Here is a 19,338-nt window from a genome sequence, read left to right on the forward strand (position 1 = left end):
CCACCGCCGAGCTGGTGAAGGTCTCGGCCAACGCCTTCCTCGCGACCAAGATCTCGTTCATCAACGCGATCGCCGAGATCGCGGAGGTGACCGGCGCGGACGTCACACAGCTCGCCGACGCCATCGGCTACGACGTGCGGATCGGCCGCCGCTTCCTGAACGCGGGCATCGGCTTCGGAGGCGGCTGCCTCCCGAAGGACATCCGCGCCTTCTCGGCCCGCGCCGGTCACCTCCGCGATCTCGGCGATCGCGTTGATGAACGAGATCTTGGTCGCGAGGAAGGCGTTGGCCGAGACCTTCACCAGCTCGGCGGTGGCGTAGTCGGTGACCACGAGCGGGGTCTCGGCCGCGAGCGCCGTCGCGTAGACCTCGTCGAGGGTCGCCTTCGCCGCTGCTCCGGCCTCGCCCGCGGGCACGCCGTAGACGAGGCGGTCGGGGCTGATCGTGTCCTTCACGGCGAAGCCCTCGCGTAGGAACTCGGGGTTCCAGGCGAGGGTCGCACCGGAGGAGGCGATGCGGTCGGCCAGGCGGGCGGCGGTGCCGACGGGGACGGTCGACTTGCCGACGACGAGGGAGTCCGCCTCGAGGTAGGGCAGGAGACCGTCGATCGCCGAGTCGACGTAGGTCATGTCCGCGGCGTTCTCGCCCGGCTTCTGCGGGGTGCCGACGGCGACGAAGTGCACGGCGGCACCGGCGGCGTCGGCCATGTCGGTCGAGAAGCGCAGGCGCCCGGAGGCGACGCCGGAGGACAGCAGCTCCGGGAGGCCGGGCTCGAAGAACGGCGCGGTGCCGGCGGCCAGGGCGTCGATCTTCTTCTGGTCGACGTCGATGCCGATGACGTCGTGGCCGAGCTCGGCCATGGCGGCAGCGTGGACGGCACCGAGGTAGCCGCAGCCGATGACAGAAAGCTTCACAGGGGTTCTCCGAATCGTGGCGGGTTCGTGTCGCGGTCGCGACGGTGAGGAGGAGCGATGCGATGCGGCGAGGCGTCAGCGCGCCCGCGGACGCGCGACTACCGCCGCGCCAATGCTCTCAGATCACGGGAGAGGTCGGCGACAGCCGCCGCGATCTGCGCCGCCACGCGCTCGTGCACGGCCTCGCTGCGGCCGATCGGGTCCTCGATGTCGTCGCCGCCCTCGCCCCGCGGGGCGCGCCCGCGGTGGGCGGCGGCGAGCCGCACGACGGCGCGGAGCCGCGCGGCGGGGTCCTCGACCGTCGGCAGCGGCACCTCCCGCAGCACGAACGGCAGCACGCGGGCGAACTCGAGCAGCGTGAAGCCGCGGAGGAGGAGCGACGGGAAGCGCCGGGAGGCGTCGACCAGGTGGTCGCGCGTCATCGTGAGCAGGAGGTCGGCGTCGCCGACGATCGCGTCGCCGAGCACCGCGCTCGTGTGCGCGGCCGGGTCTCCCCCGTGCTGAGCCGAGAAGCGGGCCGAGACCGGGTCCATCGGCAGTCCGTCGCGCGTCCTCACTCCGGCGCTCGTGAACGCGAAGAGCGGACCTCCCGCGGGTGAGGTCGCGTCGGCGAGTGCGGCGCGCAGCAGCTGCTCCGCCATCGGCGACCGGCAGATATTGCCGGTGCAGACCGAGAGCACGGTGAAGACGGGCGCGGCGGAGGCGGCGACCGGTTCGTCCGGTCGCCAGCTCCGGCGGGCGGGGCGGGCGGAGTCGTCTCCCGGGAAGATCATCGCGGGGCGCTCAGGCCGAGGTCGACGCGGGCTCGGGCTCGACGGCCGTGTCCGGGCGGGCACCCGATCGCTCGGAGCCGTAGTAGCTCGTGTAGTAGTAGCCGTAGCCCCGGCCGACCTGGCCGCGCGCGGGCACGCGGTTGAGGATCACGCCGAGGGTGTGGCCGCTGACCCGCTCGAGGTTCTGGATCGCCTTGCCCAGCTCGTCGGTCGTCGTCCTGCCCGCGGAGATGACCACGAGCGCGCCGTCGGTGCGGGCGGTGAGAATGGCGCCGTCCGTGACGGGCAGGAGCGGCGGCGCATCGACGATCACGATGGCCTCGCGAGCGATCTCGTGCAGGAGGATGTCCATGCCGTTGGAGCCGAGCAGCTCGGACGGGTTCGGCGGGATCGACCCGGCTCCGAGCACCCAGAGGTTGCCGGACGGGCCCCACGGCTGCAGGACGTCCTGCAGCTCCGCCTTGCCGATCAGCAGGTCGGTCAGGCCGACGCCGGGAACAAGGCCGAACGACTTGGCGACGGTGGGCTTGCGGAGGTCGCCATCGACGACGACGGTCCGCTGGCCGGAGGCGGCGAGCGTCACCGCGAGGTTCGCGGTCACCGTCGACTTGCCGTCCGAGGGCAGCGGGCTCGTCACGACGATGATGCGCGGCGGGCTGTCGATGTTCATGAACTGCAGGTTCGTGCGGAGCTCGCGCAGCGCCTCGGCGAGTGCGTGCTTGCCGTCGGCCTTGATGTAGTCGGTCGTGTCGGCCTCGGGGACGATGCGGTTGGTCTCGCTGAGGCGCTTGTCGACGGGGAGGGTGCCGACCACGGGGAGGTCGAACAGGCGCTCGACCATCTCGGCGGTGCGGATGCGCCGGTCCAGCGTGTTGCGGACGAACGCGTAGACGAGGCCGAGGACGAGGCCCGCGAGCGCGCCGACCGCGAGGACGAGGCGCAGGTTCGGGAACGCCGGCGAGGACGGGAGCGCCGCGGTCTGCAGGACGGTGAGGGAGACCGTGTCGCCGACGCCCGTCTCCTGGTTGACCTGCTGCACCTTGGTGGCGATGGCCGCGACCCAGGCGTCGGCGAGCTTCTGCGCGCCCTCGGGGGTGGAGGCGGTGGCGCTGACCTTCATCACCGGGGCGACCGTGTCGGCCTGCACCGCGATCGCCGAGATCAGCGTGGCGGGCGAGACATCGAGGCCGAGGCTGTCGATCGCGATCTGCGCCACGTCGCGCGAGGTGGCGATCGGGACGTAGGTGGCGAGGCTCGACTTGGCGACGGACTGCGCGATCTGCTGCGTGTAGATCGCCTGGCTGTCGTCGGCACCGGTGGTGGCGACGGAGACGAGGCCCTGCGAGTCGGCGACGTACCGCGGCTTCTGCGTCAGCGACCAGCCGAAGGCGACGAGAGTGCCGAGGAGGATCGCCGCGACGATCGGGATCCAGTGGTCGCGCAGGAGCCGGAGGACGTCTCGAAGTTCCACAGAGTCAGATTTCCTTCGCTGGTACGGATCACGCGGCGGGCGCCGGAGACGGGTTCTTCCGAATTCTGACACAGCGCTTCCGCGCCCTCGGCGCCAGGCGCGTCAACCGTGCCACCCGTCGGGGGTGGGCTCCGGCGGAGTCCCTCTCGTGATCACTCCGAGGCCCTCGAGCTCGACGACCGCCGACTCGACGACCGCCTCCGCATCGACGCCGGCGGGCGGCGGGCCCGCCTCCTCGAGCACCGCGGCGACGAGACCGGGCAGATCGGAGCCCCGGCCGGCGTGGCGCCAGATCGTCGGGCCGATGCCGGACAGGCGCACGAGGGTGCCGCCGCAGAACACGAGCAGCTGGCCGTCGGCGAGCTCCACCGCGTCGTCCGCAGGGGTGCGCAGGACGGTGCCGGGCAGGGCCTCGCCCACGGCGTAGAGCGGCACGGAGACCACCTCGGACCAGGCGGACGGGGCCTCGGCGCCGAGGGACGCGAAGACCTCCTCGACCAGGTGCACCACGCTCGCGGCCTCGGAGTAGACCAGTCGCCGGACGCCGCCCAGCGCCGAGAGGGTGCGGACGAGATCGGCGATCGGCCGCGGGCGGGCCGAGAGGTAGGAGGTCTGCGGCAGCAGGTCCTCGATCGCGTCGACCGGGTCGACGTGTTCGAGGAAGGGCGTCCCGACGCCGTCGCGGCGCTCGAGCAGGAGGACGCCCGCCAGCCGCAGGGGCGCCTCCGGGACCGGTCGGAGGGCGAGCGACCCGGGGGCCAGCTGCGCCTTCGGCGCCGATCCGGTCAGCGGCTTCACCGACAGCGGCTTGGGATAGGGCAGGACGCGCCCCTCCGGGGTCACGCCGACCGTCTCGTCGGTGACGTAGCCGAAGCGGGACCCGAGCGTCCGGGCGATGGTGGTCTTGCCGGTCCCGGAGGCGGCGACGAAGGCCAGCACGCGGCCGGACTCGTCGGAGATCCCGCAGGCGTGGAGCATCAGCAGGTCGGCGCGCCTGGCGCCGATCGCCTCGAGGGTCAGGGTCGAGGTCAGGGACTCCTCGAGCTGCGCGAGCGTGGCGCTCGAGACCCGGGGCGAGCCGTCGACCGGGACGGAGGGGTCGTGCCCCACCTCGGCGAGGACGTCGCGTGCTCCCGCGTCGGGCTCGGACGCGCAGGCCGCCCAGCTGTCGGCGATCCGCGCCGCGTCCTCGTCGCCGACGCCGCGTCCGAAGACCACGCGGAACGGGGTCTCGAGGACCGAGACGGACAGGGTGCGGGGCTCGGCGCCCCTCCACCCGGCGATCAGTACGCCCCGTCGCGGGCGAGGACGGCGCGCGCGGTCTTGAAGAGGATGACGATGTCGCCGGTCATCGACCAGTTCTCGACGTAGTACAGGTCGAGGCGGACGGTGTCCTCCCACGAGAGGTTCGAGCGTCCGCTGACCTGCCAGAGCCCGGTGATGCCCGGCTTCATCAGGAAGCGGCGGTGCACGTGCTCCTCGTACTGCTCGACCTCGCGGGCCAGCGGCGGGCGGGGGCCGATCAGGGACATGTCGCCGCGGAAGACGTTCAGGAACTGGGGCAGCTCGTCGAGGCTGAAGCGCCGGAGGATCGCGCCCACCCGGGTGACGCGCGGGTCCTTCGCCATCTTGAAGAGGATCGAGTTCCCCTCCGCACGCTGCTGCGACGCGAGAGCCGCCAGTCGCGCCTCCGCGTCGACGACCATCGAGCGGAACTTCAGCATCTCGAAGGTCGCGCCGTTCAGGCCGATGCGCTCCTGCCGGAAGAGCACGGGCCCGGGGCTGGTGACCTTGACCAGCACGGCGACGACGACGAGCACCGGCGCGCTGAGGATGATCAGCATGGTCGACGCCAGGATGTCGAAGAGGCGCTTGGCGAACCGCTGGCGGCCGTCGAAGCGCGGGGTCTCGACGTGGATCAGCGGAAGGCCCGCGACGGGGCGGGTGTGGATGCGCGGACCGCCGATGTCGGTGAGGCTCGGCGCCACGACGAGGTGCTCGCGCCCGGGCTCGAGCGTCCAGCTCAGCTCGCGGATCCGCTGCGGCGCCAGCTCGTCGGAGCTCGTGACGACCACCGTGTCGGCACCGGTGGCGTCCATCACGGCGCGGACGCCGTCGATCCCGGTGAACCCGTGGACCGCGAGGCCCGAGAGCTCCTGCTCGCTCCGCAGCGCGTCCGCACCGCCGACCGAGGTCGAGACGGCGCCGACGAGCTTGTAGCCGGCCTCGGTGCCGCGACGCAGCTCGCGCGCGGTGTGCAGGACGCTCGCGCGGGAGCCGAGGAGCACGACCTGGCTCGAGAAGCGGCCCGCCCGACGCTGCCGGGTGAGCCAGGAGCGCCAGACCAGGCGGCCGACGCAGATCAGCACGATCCCGGCGGGGAACGCCGTGATGATGTAGCCGCGCGCGAGCAGGATCTGGAGCAGGTAGGCGATGATCGCGACGATGCCGAAGAGCCAGATGGAGGCGTCGACGACGCGGCGGTACTCGACGTAGCCGGTGCCGACGATCCGGCGGTCGCGCGTGTCGAAGACCTGGAGGGCGAGGAGCCAGCCGACCGACAGGGCGACGGACACCCAGGTGTAGCTGACCGCGATGTCGGCGGGGTTCTTGAACCCCAGATCCGAGTTCAGGTTCAGGTCGAACCAGAAGAGCTGCGTGCCGAAGACGGAGAGGACGATCGCGACGACGTCCGTGATGAGCAGCCGTCGCCGGTAGTCCTGCTCCCACGACGGCCGACGCCTCAGCGGTGCCCCTTGCGCCGTCATCGTTTCCCCCGACCTTTCCTGCTGCTTCGAAAGGCGTAATTCCGTTTCCGGTGTTGTCACGTCGTCAGGCTACCCACTTCCTCGTTTCGGAGGGGTGTCGCACCGGTGAGGAACGCTCGACCGGTCAGCCGCGGAGCCGGCCGCGACTCTCCTGGAGGTAGCACGCGCCGCACAGCGACTCGTAGGTGACCGCCGTTCCGTCGATCGCGACCTGATCGCCGTCGAAGACGAAGCGGCCGTCCACGACGCGCCCGTTGAAGATCGCTTTGCGCCCGCACCGGCAGATCGTCTTCAGCTCCTCGAGGCTGTGGGCGATCTCCAGGAGCCGCCTGCTGCCCGGGAACGCGGCGGTGCGGAAGTCCGTGCGGATGCCGTACGCCAGGACGGGCACGTTCTCGAGGATGGCGATCCGGAGCAGATCGTCGACGTGCGACTCCGGCAGGAACTGCGCCTCGTCGACGAGCAGAGCACTCACGTCGCGCTTCGACTCGGCCAGCACGCGGGCCCGGGCGGCGGTGAAGACGGCCACCGGGTCCCCGTCGGGCTCGAACAGGATGTCCACCGGACGGGTCACGCCGAGCCGCGACACGATCAGCTCCTCGCCCTTCGTGTCAACGGCCGGCTTGGCCAGCAGCACCCGGTGCCCGCGCTCCTCGTAGTTGTGCGCGGCCTGCAGGAGCGACGTGCTCTTCCCGCTGTTCATCGCTCCGTAGCGGAAGTACAGCTTGGCCATCAGGTCTCCTCGGGGCGGGTCCGGAGGCGGGGCCCCCGGGGTGAGCAGGGGCCGGTCACGGGAGGAACCCGTCCTCGCCGGCGCGGCGGATCAGATCGGCCCGGCGGCTCGCTGGCCTGCCGACGGCGACGTACTTGCGGCGCACGCGCTGCAGGTAGGTCTTCGCGGTCTCGAACTGCACGTTCATCTTGGCGGCGACCTCGGGGGTGCTCGATCCGGACGCGTAGAGGCGCAGCGCCTCCAGCTCGCCGGCGCTGAGCCGTGGGCGCTGCTGCGCCGCGACTCCGGACGGCAGGGGCCGCCACTGCGCGGACGAGACGTCGGCAGAGCGCATCTCGAGAGCGGCGCGGGTCTGCTCCATCACCTCGGCGAGCGGGCGCGACTTCGCCAGGTGCCGCACCGCTCCGGCCTTCAGGGCGCGCTCGCGGACCTCGTCGTCCTCGCTCGCGGAGAGCGCCACGACCGCGGCTCCGGCCGCCCGGCAGGTCCGGATCCGCGCCTCGATCGAGATCGGCTCGCGCAGCTCGACGTCCATCACGACCACCTGGGTGGGGAAGACATCGCTCGTCACCAGGTCGTGCCAGGTGGAGGCGGCCACGACGACCTCGAAGTCCGGGGCGTGGGTGCGGATCCACGCGCTCGTCGCCGCGAGCAGGTCCTCGCGCGGGTCGAGCAGGCCGAGCCGGACCGCACGGGGTGGCGCGTCGCGGGCGCTCCGGGCGGAGGAGCCCGAGGGCTCACCGGAGCGGGTGACCATGCGGACGATCCTAGCCGCGGCCGGGCCCGCCCCCGGCTCAGAACAGCGTCGGCTGTCCGACGCCCGGCAGGATCGCAGCGCGCTCCGGCCCGAGCTCCCCGACCAGCAGCCCGTCGTGCTGGAGGGAGCGCCGCTCGCCGCCGAGGGTCCGCAGCGTCCCGAGCGAACCGAGGGCGGAGGACTTGACGGAGCCGGTGGCCGGGTCCTCCTCGCCGCGCTCGAGCCCGTGGGCGCGCATCAGCGGGCGGATGCGCGCCGAGAGCCAGCGCCGGTACTCGAGAGGCGCGTAGGCGTCGCGCCCCGGGTAGAGCGCTCGGTACTTGTCGACCAGCTCGGGGTGCTTCTGCCCGAGCCACTGCAGGAACCACTCCTTCACCCCGGGCTTGAGGTAGAGGGTCGAGTACATGATCGTGCTGGCGCCCGCCTCGCGGCAGGCCCGGAGCGACTCGTCGAGGTGCGCCCGGGTGTCGGTGAGGAACGGCAGGATCGGCATCAGGAACACCGAGCAGTCGAAGCCGGCCTCCCGTGCCGCGGTGACCGTCGCCAGCCTGGCCGCCGCAGTCGGCGCACCCGGCTCGACGGAGCGCTGGAGGCCCTCGTCGTAGACGGCGATCGAGACTCCGAGGTCGACCGGGACGTGCTCTGCGGCCTCGCGGAGCAGCGGCAGGTCTCGCCGCAGCAGCGAGCCCTTCGTGAGGATCGAGATCGGGGTGCCCGAGGCGGCGAGCGCGGCGATGATGCCCGGCATCAACCGGTAGCGGCCCTCGGCGCGCTGGTAGGGATCGGTGTTGGTGCCGAGTGCCACGGGGTGCCGCTCCCAGCTCGGCTTGGCGAGCTCCCGGGTGAGGACCTCGGCGACGTTCACCTTCACGACGATCTGCGAGTCGAAGTCGCGGCCGCCGTCGAACTCGAGGTACTCGTGCGTGGGCCGGGCGAAGCAGTAGGTGCAGGCGTGGGTGCAGCCGCGCATCGGGTTGATGCTCCAGCCGAACGGCATCTTCGAGGAGGTGTGCACGCGGTTGAGCGCCGACTTCGCGAGCACCTCGTAGAAGGTGATGCCCTCGAACTCCGGCGTGCGCACCGTCCGCACCAGGTCGGTGAGCTTGACGAGCCCGGGCAGCGCGGCCTCGTCGGCCGTGCCGATCGACTGCCCGCTCCACCTCATGGAGCCATTAGAACATATGTTCGAACGGGTCGCACCCGATCAGACCGAGGCGGACAGCTCCAGCGTCTCGGCGGTCGCGGTGACCGTCTGCTCGGCCTTCTCGGGCGCGTCGTTGAGCGTCGAGCCGTAGCTCGGCACCAGCGCGCGGATCCGCGGCTCCCAGGCCTTCATCCGGTCGGGGAAGCACTTCTGCACGATGTCGAGCATGATCGGCACGGCGGTCGAGGCTCCGGGCGAGGCGCCGAGCAGGCCGGCGATCGTGCCGTCCCCTCCGGTGATGACCTCGGTGCCGAACTGCAGCACGCCGCCCTTCTTCTCGTCCTTCTTCATCACCTGGACGCGCTGGCCGGCGGTGATCAGGTACCAGTCCTCGTCGCGGGCGGTGGGCAGGAACTCGCGCAGGGCCTTCATCTTCTTGCCGCGGCCCGCGAGCACCTCGCCGATCAGGTACTTCATCAGGTCGAGGTTGTCGCGGGCGACCGCGAGCATCGGGCCGATGTTGTGCGGCCGGATCGACAGGGGCAGGTCGAGCCACGAGCCCCGCTTCAGGAACTTGGGCGTGAAGCCCGCGTAGGGGCCGAAGAGGAGGGACGACTCGCCGTCGACGACGCGCGCATCGAGGTGCGGCACCGACATCGGGGGCGCACCGACCGCGGCCTTGCCGTAGACCTTCGCCTTGTGCCGGGCGACCAGCTCGGGGTTGTCGGTGCGGAGGAACTGCCCCGAGATCGGGAAGCCTCCGAAGCCCTTGATCTCGGGGATGCCCGACTTCTGCAGGAGGTGCAGCGCACCGCCGCCGGCGCCGACGAAGACGAAGCGGGCGGTCACCGACTGGGGCGTGCCTCCGACGACCTGCTTGAGGTCGAGGCGCCAGGTGCCGTCCTTCTGCCGGGTGATGTCGGTGACCTCGCGGCCGGTGTCGAGCGTGCCGCCGTGGGCGACGACGTGGTCGAACAGCTGGTGGGTCAGCGAGCCGAAGTCGACGTCGGTGCCGGCCGGCACGCGCGTCGCCGCATAGGGGCCGCCGCCGGCGGGACGCTGCTCCATCAGCAGCGGCGCCCACTCGTGGATGGTCTTGACGCTCTCGGTGAACTCGATGCCGGCGAACAGCGGCTGGTCCTTGAGCGCCTCGTAGCGCTTGCGGAGGTACTCGACGTTGGCCTCGCCGTGCACGAAGGTCATGTGCGGCGCCGGGTTGATGAAGCTGGAGGGCTCGCGGATGTCGCCGGACTTTACCAGGCTCGACCAGAACTGGCGCGAGATCTGGAACTGCTCGTTGATCTGGATCGCCTTGGCCGGGTCGACGGAGCCGTCGGCCGCCTCGGGCATGTAGTTCAGCTCGCAAAGGGCCGCGTGACCGGTGCCCGCGTTGTTCCACGGGTTCGACGACTCCTGCGCCACGTCGCCGAGGCGCTCGTAGGCGGCGATCGTCCAGTCGGGCTGCAGCTGGGTGATGAGGGCGCCGAGCGTGGCGCTCATGATGCCCCCACCGATGAGGGCGACGTCGACCGGTTCCGAGGAGTTCACGAGAGTCGAGTTTACGCTCGCCCGAGCACGCCGCGGCGGGGAGGGGCCCCGCTCCCCCATCAAATTCGCGGCTTTTCCACCCGGAAGGGGCCGGAGCGCTCGGCGCCGGCCCCGTCCACGGAGGTCAGGAGACGGGCTGCTTCGCCGCGATGAGCTCGGCGATCTGCACGGCGTTCAGGGCCGCGCCCTTGCGGAGGTTGTCGTTGCTGATGAAGAGCGCGAGGCCGCGTCCCTCCGGAGCACCCTCGTCGGCGCGGATGCGGCCGACGAAGCTCGGGTCCTTGCCCGCGGCCTCCAGCGGAGTCGGCACCTCGCGCAGCACGACGCCGGGCGCGTCGGCCAGCAGCTCGCGAGCACGCTCGGGGCTGAGGGCGGAGGCGAACTCCGCGTTGACGGAGAGCGAGTGGCCGGTGAACACGGGGACGCGCACGCAGGTGCCCGAGACCAGCAGCTCCGGGAGCTCGAGGATGCGGCGGCTCTCGTTGCGGAGCTTCTTCTCCTCGTCGGTCTCGTTCGAGCCGTCCTCGACCAGGCTCCCCGCGAAGGGGATGACGTCGAAGGCGATCGGGGCGACGTACTTGTCCGGCGCGGGGAAGTCGACCGCCGAGCCGTCGTGCACCAGGTCGAGCAGGTGCTCGTCGGCGACGGCGGCGCGGACCTGGCCGGCCAGCTCGTTCGCTCCGGCCAGTCCGCTGCCGGACACGGCCTGGTAGGTGCTGACGATCAGGCGCGTGAGCCCCGCCTCGCGGTCGAGGACCTTGAGGATCGGCATCGCGGCCATCGTGGTGCAGTTGGGGTTGGCGATGATGCCCTTGACCGCCTGGTCGATGGCGTGGGGGTTCACCTCGCTGACGACCAGCGGGACCTCGGGGTCCATCCGCCACGCGCTGGAGTTGTCGATCACGGTGACGCCGGCCGCGGCGAAGCGGGGCGCCTGCGCGCGCGAGCCCGTGGCTCCGGCCGAGAACAGGGCGATGTCGAGCCCCGACGGATCGGCGGTCTCCACGTCCTCGACCACGACGTCCTCGCCGCGGAACGGCAGCGTCGTGCCCGCCGAGCGGGCGGTGGCGAAGAAGCGGATGGACGCGATCGGGAAGTCGCGCTCCTCGAGGAGGCGGCGCATCACCTTCCCGACCTGGCCGGTCGCGCCGACGACGCCCACGTGGAGGGGGGTGCTGCTCATGCTGTGCTCTTTCGTCCGTGCGGCGCGCGGGCCGCTCGTGGCGGGGGGATCGAGGGAGAGGGTACCGGTCGGTCCGGCCGCTCGGGAGGAACGGCCGGATCGCGAGGGTGTCCGGCCGTCAGCGGCCGGTGCCGGCGTAGACGACGGCCTCGTCCTCGGCGTCGAGCCCGAAGGCCGTGTGCACGACGCGCAGGGCCTCGTTCACGGTGTCGGCGCGGGTGACGACCGAGATGCGGATCTCGCTCGTGGAGATCATCTCGATGTTGATCCCGGCCTCGTAGAGGGAGCGGAACAGCTTCGCGGAGACGCCGGCGTTGGTGCGCATCCCGGCGCCCACGAGCGCGAGCTTGGCGATCTGGTCGTCGTACTGCAGGGACTCGAAGCCGACCTCGTCCTTCTCGGCGTTGAGAGCCATGAGGACCGTCTGGCCGTCGGCCTTGGGCAGGGTGAACGAGATGTCGGTGCGGGCGGTGGCCGCAGCCGACACGTTCTGCACGATCATGTCGATGTTGGAGCCGGTCTTGGCCACGATCGTGAAGATCTGCGCGGCCTTGCCCGGGATGTCGGGGACTCCGACGACGGTGATCTTCGCCTCGTTCAGGTCGGCGGCGACTCCGGCGATGATGGGCTCTTCCACGGCTTGTCCGTTCTGCTCGACGCCGGAGGTCTCGGCGTTGTAGACGATGGTGCCCTCGTTGGGGCTGAAGGAGGAGCGCACGTGGAGCGTGACTCCGTGGCGGCGGGCGAACTCGACGGCGCGGATGTGCAGCACCTTCGCTCCCGCGGCGGCCAGCTCGAGCATCTCCTCGCTGGTGATGCGGTCGAGCTTGCGGGCCTTCTTGACGACCCGCGGGTCGGCGGTGAAGACGCCGTCGACGTCGGTGTAGATCTCGCAGGTGTCGGCGCCGAGTCCTGCGGCGAGCGCGACGGCGGTGGTGTCCGAGCCGCCGCGGCCGAGGGTGGTGATGTCCTTCGTGTCGCGGTTGAAGCCCTGGAAGCCCGCGACGATGACGACGGCGTTCTCGTCGAGCGCCTCGCGGAGGCGGACCGGGGTGATGTCGACGATGCGGGCGGCGCCGTGCTGTGCGTCCGTGATCATGCCGGCCTGGCTGCCGGTGAAGGAGCGGGCCTCGAAGCCCATGCTCTTGATCGCCATCGCCAGCAGCGCCATCGAGATGCGCTCGCCCGAGGAGAGCAGCATGTCGAGCTCGCGGGGGGCGGGGATGGGCGTGACCTGGTGGGCGAGCTCGAGCAGGTCGTCGGTGGTGTCGCCCATGGCCGAGACGGCGACGACCACGTCGTTGCCCGCCTGCTTGGTGGCGACGATCCGCTTCGCGACCCGCTTGATGCTCTCCGCGTCGGCGACGGAGGACCCGCCGAACTTCTGGACGATCAGGCTCACGTGCTGCTCCCGTGTCGGTGGCTGGACCGCCGTCGCGACCCGACGGGCGAGTCTACCGGTCGACCGCATGCCGGAGCGGTCATGCGACTCCGGCGGCCGCGTCAGTTCTCGACGAGCCGGCGGCCCTCGAAGGCGCGGCCGAGGGTGATCTCGTCGGCGTACTCGAGGTCTCCGCCGACGGGCAGCCCGGAGGCCAGGCGGGTGATGCGGATGCCGAGGGTGCTGAGCATGCGCGAGAGGTAGGTCGCCGTCGCCTCGCCCTCGAGGTTCGGGTCGGTCGCGATGATGACCTCCTGCACCTCGCCGTCCGCGAGCCGCTGCAGCAGCTGGCGGATGCGGAGCTGATCCGGGCCGATGCCGTCGATCGGACTGATCGCGCCGCCGAGCACGTGGTAGAGCCCGCGGAACTCGCGGGTGCGCTCGATCGCCGGGACGTCCTTCGCCTCCTCCACGACGCAGATGACGGCGCGGCTGCGGCGCGGATCGCGGCAGATCCCGCAGGTCGCCTCCTCCGCCACGTTCCCGCAGATGTCGCAGAAGTGCACGCGGCCGCGCAGCTCGAGCAGGATCTCGGCGAGCCTGGTGACGTCGAAGGTCTCGGTCTGCAGGATGTGGAACGCGATGCGCTGGGCGGACTTCGGGCCGATGCCGGGGAGCCGGCCGAGCTCGTCGATCAGCTCCTGGACGATGCCTTCGTACATGCGGTCGCCTCCTCTCGGGTGGGGCGGACGGGGGTGCTCCTCGATGAACTGGGCGCCGAGGATCTCGCGCACGACCGCCTCGCCGTAGCGCTGACGGCCGTCGGCGGTGGCCGAGCGGGTCGTGCGGGTGACCGGGCGCGCGGCGGGAGCCGGACGCTCGGCGACGGGGGCGGGCCGCGACGGGGCGGCGGGCTCGGGCGCGGCGGCGGGCTCGGGCGCGGCGGCGGGCTCGCCGGGAGGTGCGACGGTCGCCCAGGAGTCGGGCATCGGCGGCTCGACCGGCGGCATGTCCTCCTCCGGCGGCTCCTCGTCGAACGGGGGCTCGTCGCCGGCGGGAGCGGCTGCAGCAGCGGCGGCGGCGGGAGCGGCGCGCATCGGCTCGGCGCCCACGGCGGGGGCCTCGACCGGAGCGGACGGAGCAGCCGCCTCGGCCGCAGGGGTCGGATCGGCGGGGATCGCCACTGTGGCCCAGCCGTCGGAGCCGGTCGCGGCCGGGATCGACGCAGCCGGAGCGGGCGCGGCGGTCGCCTCGACGGCGGCGCGCTCGGCCTCGGGGGCAGCGGCGCGCGGCTCGACGCGGGCGATGTACTTCACCCGCAGGCCGAGGACCTGCTGGATCGCCTGACGCAGGTACTCGCTGACTCCGGGCTGCCCGGCGGTTCCCGGCATCTTGAACGACTCGACGTCGTTCTGGCTCGGGAACGAGAGGGTCAGCACGTCGTCCTTGAGGGCGCGCACCTGGGCGGTGTAGGCCACCAGCCAGGCGGTCATCTTCGCCTTCTGCACGACCTCGAGGATCTCGGGCCAGGTGTCCTTCATCCGCTGGAGGGTGACCGCGCCGTCGGCGGGTGCGTCGCCCGCGGCCGCAGCGGGTGCGGAGGCGGCGGCCGCGGAGGCGGCGGCCGCCTCATTGGACGCAGCGGCCTGATCCGACGGCTCCTGCTCGACCGGCTCCGGACGAGCCGCCGCGGCGGTCGTCGCGCGGGGGCGTCCTGACTCGGCCGGCGCGGACTCGTCCGCCTCCGGGGCGGCCGCCGTCTCGTCGGGCGCCTTCGCCGGCGGCGCAGCGACCGGTGCGGACGCCGTCACCGGCGCCTCGGTGCGCGGAGCGGCCGCGATGGACTCGGGCACCGAGCCGGGAGCGGCGGCGTGCGAGGCGTGGTGGGGCTCGGGCGCACGGGACGGCTCGGACGCGCGCGACGCCTCGGACGACCGCGGGGCGGGCGCCGCGGACTCGCGCGGCGCGGCCACGTGCCGCGGGCGCTCCTCCTGGGCCGCAGCGGGCGCGATGCCGGCGCCGGTGCCGTGCACCAGGGTGCGGGCGATCATCAGCTCGAGGTGCAGGCGCGGCGAGGTCGCACCGGTCATCTCGGTGAGGGCCTCGTTGACCACGTCGGCGATGCGGGAGAGCTCGGCCAGGCCGAGCGCGCGCGACTGGCCGGCCATGCGGTCGAGCTCGTCCTGCGAGACGCCGCGGAGGACGGCCGAGGCCGCGCCCCCGGTCGCCGCGACGACGATCAGGTCGCGGAGCTTCTCGAGCAGGTCCTCGACGAAGCGGCGCGGGTCCTGCCCCGTCTGGATGACGCGGTCGACCGCTCCGAACGCCTCGGCGGAGTCGTGCTCGGCGAGCGCGTCGACCACCTCGTCGAGCAGGGCGCCGTGGGTGTAGCCGAGGAGGGCGACGGCCCGCTCGTACTCGACGGTCTCGGCCTCGGAGCCGGCCATCAGCTGGTCGAGCAGGGAGAGCGTGTCGCGGACGGACCCGCCGCCCGCGCGGACCACGAGCGGCAGCACGCCGGCCGCCACGTGCACGCCCTCGCGCTCGCAGAGCTCCTGCGTGTAGTCGAGCATCTGCGCCGGCGGGACGAGCCGGAACGGGTAGTGGTGCGTGCGCGAGCGGATCGTGCCGATGACCTTGTCCGGCTCCGTGGTCGCGAAGATGAACTTCACGTGCTCCGGCGGCTCCTCGACGATCTTGAGCAGCGCGTTGAAGCCCTGCGGCGTGACCATGTGCGCCTCGTCGAGGATGAAGATCTTGAAGCGGTCGCGCGCCGGGGCGAAGATGGCGCGCTCGCGCAGATCGCGCGCGTCGTCGACTCCGTTGTGGCTCGCGGCGTCGATCTCGACCACGTCGAGCGAGCCCTGGCCCTCGCGGCTGAGCTCGACGCAGCTGTCGCAGACGCCGCAGGGGGTGTCGGTCGGGCCCGTGGCGCAGTTGAGGCAGCGGGCGAGGATGCGCGCCGAGGTGGTCTTGCCGCAGCCGCGGGGGCCGCTGAAGAGGTAGGCGTGGTTGACGCGGTTGGTGCGAAGCGCCGTCATGAGCGGATCCGTCACCTGGGACTGGCCGATCATCTCGGCGAACGTCTCGGGCCGGTACCGGCGATACAGGGCTGCTACCACCCGACAAGAGTAGCCGCGACCTCCGACACCGGAGCCGGGACGGCGGAGACCGGAGCGCGCGTAGCCTCGGTCCCGTGCTCCCGCCGCCTCCGCTCCCCCGCTTCGACGCGGTCGTGCTCGCCGGCGGACGCGCTTCCCGCCTCGGCGGCGCGGTCAAGCCGCTCCTCCGGCACCGCGAGTCGACGCTCCTCGGCACCGCCCTCGCAGCCGTGCGCGGAGCCGAGCGGAGGGTCGTGGCCGGACCGTCGTCGCTCGCACCGGCCGTCGACGGCGCCGAGCTCGTCCAGGAGGATCCGCCGTTCGGCGGCCCGGTCGCGGGCCTGGCCGCCGCGCTGCCCCTGCTCGACCGCCCGGGCGCTCCGGACTGGGTCGTCGTGCTCGCCGCCGATCTCGTCGCCCCCGCTCCCGCAGTGCACACGCTGCTCGAGGTCGCATCGAGCGCCGTCGAGGCCTCCCTCCTGGCCGTCGACGCGAGCGGCCGCGCCCAGCAGCTCCTCGGCGTGCACCGGCGAGCGGCCCTCGTCGAGGCGCTCGCCGCGCTCGGCGATCCCGACGGCGCCTCGGTGCGCGCCCTCCTCCGGGACCTTCCCCCGCGGCTCGTGACGGTGCCCGGAGGGACGACCGACGACGTCGACGCGCCCGCCGACGCGCTCCGGCACGGGATCGACCTGCCGGGCCCGCGCGGCGCAGACTGAGCGGATGGACGACACGACCGGCCCCCGCCCCTCCGCCTCCGACGGCGCCCGCCCCACGGAGGAGGTGCTCGCCGGCTGGTGGGCCGAGCTGTGCTCCGCGCTCGGCCTCGGCGAGGTCCCGGTGGACCCCGACGCCCTGCTCGCCCTCGCCGGTCGCGCAGCGCACGGAGTGGTCCGGCCGGCGGCTCCGCTGACCACGTTCCTCGCGGGCTACGCGGCGGGCCTGGCCGGGGGCGGACGGGACGCGCTCGACGCGGCGCTCGCGGCCTCGCACCGGGCGGTGGACGAGCGTCCGCACGCCTCCTGAGACGCTACTCCACCGGCCTCGATCCGGCACCAGGTCGACGCCGTACGGTTCCCCCGAGTCCCGGCGCCGCGGCTCGGACCGAGAGCGGCGCAGGACTCCCGCGGCCGACTGCGCCGCGGTCGTCCATCTGAAGGAGCCCCGCATGTCAGGCAACAGAGCCGTCGCCTACAAGTCCCCCGGAGTCGTCGAGGTCATCGACATCGACTACCCCACCTTCGAGCTGAAGGACGGACCCGGCGTCAATCCGGCGAACATCGGGCGGAAGCTGCCGCACGGCGCCATCCTCCGCACCGTCTCCACCAACATCTGCGGCTCGGACCAGCACATGGTCCGCGGCCGCACCACCGCTCCGTCGGACCTCGTGCTCGGCCACGAGATCACCGGCGAGGTCGTGGAGGTCGGCCCCGACGTCGAGTTCGTCAAGGTCGGCGACATCGTGTCCGTGCCGTTCAACATCGCCTGCGGCCGCTGCCGCAACTGCAAGGAGCGCAAGACCGGCATCTGCCTCAACGTGAATCCGGACCGCCCGGGCAGCGCGTACGGCTACGTCGACATGGGCGGCTGGGTCGGCGGGCAGGCCGAGTACGTGATGGTCCCCTACGCCGACTGGAACCTCCTGGTGTTCCCGGACCGCGATCAGGCGCTCGAGAAGATCCTCGATCTGACGATGCTCTCGGACATCTTCCCGACGGGCTTCCACGGCGCGGTGACCGCCGGAGTCGGCGTCGGGTCCACGGTCTACGTCGCAGGAGCGGGACCGGTCGGACTCGCCGCGGCGGTCGGAGCGCAGCTGCTCGGAGCGGCCGTCGTGATCGTCGCGGACCTCAACGAGGAGCGTCTGGCGCAGGCGCGCTCCTTCGGCTGCGAGACGGTCGACGTCTCGAAGGGCGATCCGGCCGGCCAGATCGAGCAGATCCTCGGCGTGCCCGAGGTCGACTGCGGAGTGGACGCCGTCGGCTTCGAGGCGCACGGCAACGGCGCCGACTCGGGGAAGGAGGCGCCGGCGACGGTGCTGAACTCGCTGATGTCGATCACCGCGGCGGGCGGCGCCCTCGGCATCCCGGGCCTCTACGTCACGGGCGACCCGGGCGGAGTCGACGAGGCGGCCCAGGAGGGCTCGCTGTCGATCCGCCTCGGGCTCGGCTGGGCGAAGTCGCTGTCCTTCACCACGGGCCAGTGCCCGGTCATGAAGTACAACCGGCAGCTGATGATGGCGATCCTGCACGACCGGGTCCACATCGCCGACGCGGTCCAGGCCACCGCGATCAGCCTGGACGACGCTCCCCGCGGCTACGCCGACTTCGACAAGGGCGCCGCGAAGAAGTTCGTGCTGAACCCGAACGGCTACCTGGGATGACCGACGGGGCGGGTCCTGCCCAGGGCCCGCCCCGAGCCCCGGGAGAATGGACGGGATGAGCGCACACGGGCACGAGGCGACCGACTGGGACGAGGCCAGGCGGATCGTCGGCGAAGCGGTGGCGCGCTCCGGCGTCTCGACAGTCCCCCTCCTCGACGCCCGCGGAGCCGTCCTCGACCGCGCCGTCACCGCCGCCCGGCCGCTCCCCCACTACGACTCCTCGGCCATGGACGGCTGGGCCGTGCGCGGACCCGGGCCCTGGCCGCTCGAGGACGGCACCGCCGCGCCGATCGTCACCGGAGCCGCCGTGCCCGACTGGAGCGACGCGGTGCTGCCGTCCGAGCAGGGCGCGGTCCGCGACGACCTGCTCACGGCGCGGGCGCCCCTCCCGCCCGGCCGCCACGTCCGGCGCGCGGGCGACGAGGCCGCCCGCGGAGCCGTGCTGGTCGATGCCCGGACCCGCCTCACTCCCGCGCACCTCGCCCTGCTCGCGGTCGCCGGGATCGACGCGCTCGACGTCCGCCCGCCCGCCGCGGTCGACCTGCTCCTCACGGGGGACGAGGTCGACACCGAGGGGATGCCGCCCGCCGGACGGGTGCGCGACGCGTTCACGCCGCTGCTGCCCGCGCTGGTCGAGCTCTCGGGCGGAGCCGTGGGAGAGGTCGTGCGCCGCGGCGACGACGAGGACGCGATCGCCCGGACGCTGCTGGCGGGCACGGCGCCGATCCTCCTCTCGACGGGCGGGACCGGGCGCTCCCGGGTGGACGCGGTCCGTCGCGCCCTCGATGCGGTGGGCGCGCGCGTCCTCGTCGACGGAGTCGGCATGCGCCCCGGCCACCCGACCATGGCTGCGCTGCTGCCGGGCGGGACGCTGGTGATCGCGCTGCCGGGCAATCCGCTCGCCGCACTCCTCGCGGCGCTCTCCTTCCTGCCGCCGGCCCTCGACGCGGCGTCGGGCGCCGCTGCCCGACTCCTCGGGCGGGGCGTCCTCGCCGAGCCGCTCGGGCGCGCGGGGGCCACGGTGCTCGTGCCCGTCTCCTCCGGAGAGGACGGCTGGCGGGCCTCCGCGGGCATCCGCTCGCACATGCTCACCGGTCTCGCCGGCTCGGAGGCCGTCGCCGTCGTGCCCGCACCGGGAGCGGCAGCGGGCGACTCCGTGCGCCTGCTGCCGCTGCCCTGGTGAGG

Annotated in this window: 15 protein-coding genes and 3 pseudogenes; 5 read left to right on the top strand and 13 right to left on the bottom strand. The window is 72.7% G+C overall.

Annotated features, from left to right (window positions below; translation table 11 throughout):
• Positions 1–14: 14 nt before the first annotated feature.
• Positions 15–167 (top strand): annotated as a pseudogene (locus tag C5C82_RS17970) (UDP-glucose 6-dehydrogenase); the annotation flags it as partial.
• Here C5C82_RS17970 and C5C82_RS06050 read toward each other — a convergent pair.
• The 13 genes and pseudogenes from C5C82_RS06050 to C5C82_RS06105 all read right to left on the bottom strand — a co-directional run.
• A pseudogene (locus tag C5C82_RS06050) lies at positions 159–914 on the bottom strand (nucleotide sugar dehydrogenase); the annotation flags it as partial. The pseudogenes C5C82_RS17970 and C5C82_RS06050 sit on opposite strands and share 9 nt — an antisense overlap.
• 98 nt (positions 915–1,012) lie before the next feature.
• A complete protein-coding gene (locus C5C82_RS06055) occupies positions 1,013–1,687 on the bottom strand; it encodes a low molecular weight phosphatase family protein (RefSeq protein WP_104256506.1) in 675 nt (224 codons plus the stop codon).
• A 10-nt stretch (positions 1,688–1,697) separates the two neighbouring features.
• Positions 1,698–3,158: a polysaccharide biosynthesis tyrosine autokinase gene (locus C5C82_RS06060; RefSeq protein WP_159939611.1), complete on the bottom strand. Its 1,461-nt coding sequence runs from the start codon at positions 3,156–3,158 to the stop codon at positions 1,698–1,700.
• A gap of 102 nt (positions 3,159–3,260) precedes the next feature.
• Positions 3,261–4,376: a hypothetical protein gene (locus C5C82_RS06065; protein ID WP_104354783.1), complete on the bottom strand. Its 1,116-nt coding sequence runs from the start codon at positions 4,374–4,376 to the stop codon at positions 3,261–3,263.
• Between the two features lie 65 nt (positions 4,377–4,441).
• Positions 4,442–5,926 (bottom strand): sugar transferase, encoded by a 1,485-nt coding sequence (locus C5C82_RS06070; RefSeq protein ID WP_104222171.1) that lies wholly within the window; start codon positions 5,924–5,926, stop codon positions 4,442–4,444.
• Between the two features lie 124 nt (positions 5,927–6,050).
• A complete protein-coding gene (locus tag C5C82_RS06075) occupies positions 6,051–6,659 on the bottom strand; it encodes a thymidine kinase (protein WP_104227256.1) in 609 nt (202 codons plus the stop codon).
• Between the two features lie 55 nt (positions 6,660–6,714).
• Positions 6,715–7,416 carry a LuxR C-terminal-related transcriptional regulator gene (locus C5C82_RS06080; RefSeq protein ID WP_146076549.1) on the bottom strand — a complete coding sequence of 234 codons (702 nt, stop codon included), beginning with the start codon at positions 7,414–7,416 and terminating at the stop codon, positions 6,715–6,717.
• A gap of 37 nt (positions 7,417–7,453) precedes the next feature.
• A complete protein-coding gene (locus C5C82_RS06085; RefSeq protein ID WP_104354784.1) occupies positions 7,454–8,581 on the bottom strand; it encodes an Rv2578c family radical SAM protein in 1,128 nt (375 codons plus the stop codon).
• A 39-nt stretch (positions 8,582–8,620) separates the two neighbouring features.
• The gene (locus tag C5C82_RS06090) at positions 8,621–10,168 is read right to left on the bottom strand and encodes a malate:quinone oxidoreductase (protein ID WP_104354785.1); all 1,548 of its coding nucleotides are present in this window, start codon (positions 10,166–10,168) and stop codon (positions 8,621–8,623) included.
• Between the two features lie 64 nt (positions 10,169–10,232).
• On the bottom strand, positions 10,233–11,291 hold the full coding sequence (locus C5C82_RS06095; protein WP_104227259.1) for an aspartate-semialdehyde dehydrogenase: 1,059 nt from the start codon (positions 11,289–11,291) through the stop codon (positions 10,233–10,235).
• A gap of 118 nt (positions 11,292–11,409) precedes the next feature.
• The gene (locus tag C5C82_RS06100; protein ID WP_104237730.1) at positions 11,410–12,693 is read right to left on the bottom strand and encodes an aspartate kinase; all 1,284 of its coding nucleotides are present in this window, start codon (positions 12,691–12,693) and stop codon (positions 11,410–11,412) included.
• 101 nt (positions 12,694–12,794) lie between these two features.
• The gene (gene recR, locus C5C82_RS17250) at positions 12,795–13,394 is read right to left on the bottom strand and encodes a recombination mediator RecR (RefSeq protein WP_104222157.1); all 600 of its coding nucleotides are present in this window, start codon (positions 13,392–13,394) and stop codon (positions 12,795–12,797) included.
• A 12-nt stretch (positions 13,395–13,406) separates the two neighbouring features.
• Positions 13,407–15,794, bottom strand: a pseudogene (locus C5C82_RS06105) (DNA polymerase III subunit gamma and tau); the annotation flags it as partial.
• 74 nt (positions 15,795–15,868) lie between these two features.
• On the opposite strand from C5C82_RS06105, the gene C5C82_RS06110 reads away from it, so the two are divergent.
• The 4 genes from C5C82_RS06110 (at position 15,869) to C5C82_RS06125 (ending at position 19,336) form a co-directional block, all read left to right on the top strand.
• Positions 15,869–16,489, top strand: coding sequence for a molybdenum cofactor guanylyltransferase (locus C5C82_RS06110; protein WP_258065984.1), 621 nt, complete (start codon positions 15,869–15,871; stop codon positions 16,487–16,489).
• 4 nt (positions 16,490–16,493) lie between these two features.
• On the top strand, positions 16,494–16,796 hold the full coding sequence (locus C5C82_RS06115) for a DUF6457 domain-containing protein (RefSeq protein ID WP_219812223.1): 303 nt from the start codon (positions 16,494–16,496) through the stop codon (positions 16,794–16,796).
• Between the two features lie 142 nt (positions 16,797–16,938).
• The gene (gene fdhA, locus C5C82_RS06120; RefSeq protein ID WP_104225123.1) at positions 16,939–18,153 is read left to right on the top strand and encodes a formaldehyde dehydrogenase, glutathione-independent; all 1,215 of its coding nucleotides are present in this window, start codon (positions 16,939–16,941) and stop codon (positions 18,151–18,153) included.
• Between the two features lie 55 nt (positions 18,154–18,208).
• Positions 18,209–19,336 (top strand): molybdopterin molybdotransferase MoeA, encoded by a 1,128-nt coding sequence (locus tag C5C82_RS06125; RefSeq protein ID WP_181134405.1) that lies wholly within the window; start codon positions 18,209–18,211, stop codon positions 19,334–19,336.
• Positions 19,337–19,338: the final 2 nt, after the last annotated feature.

This window comes from Rathayibacter sp. AY1D5 (genome assembly GCF_002932515.1).
In the GTDB taxonomy this organism is placed as follows: Bacteria; Actinomycetota; Actinomycetes; order Actinomycetales; family Microbacteriaceae; genus Rathayibacter.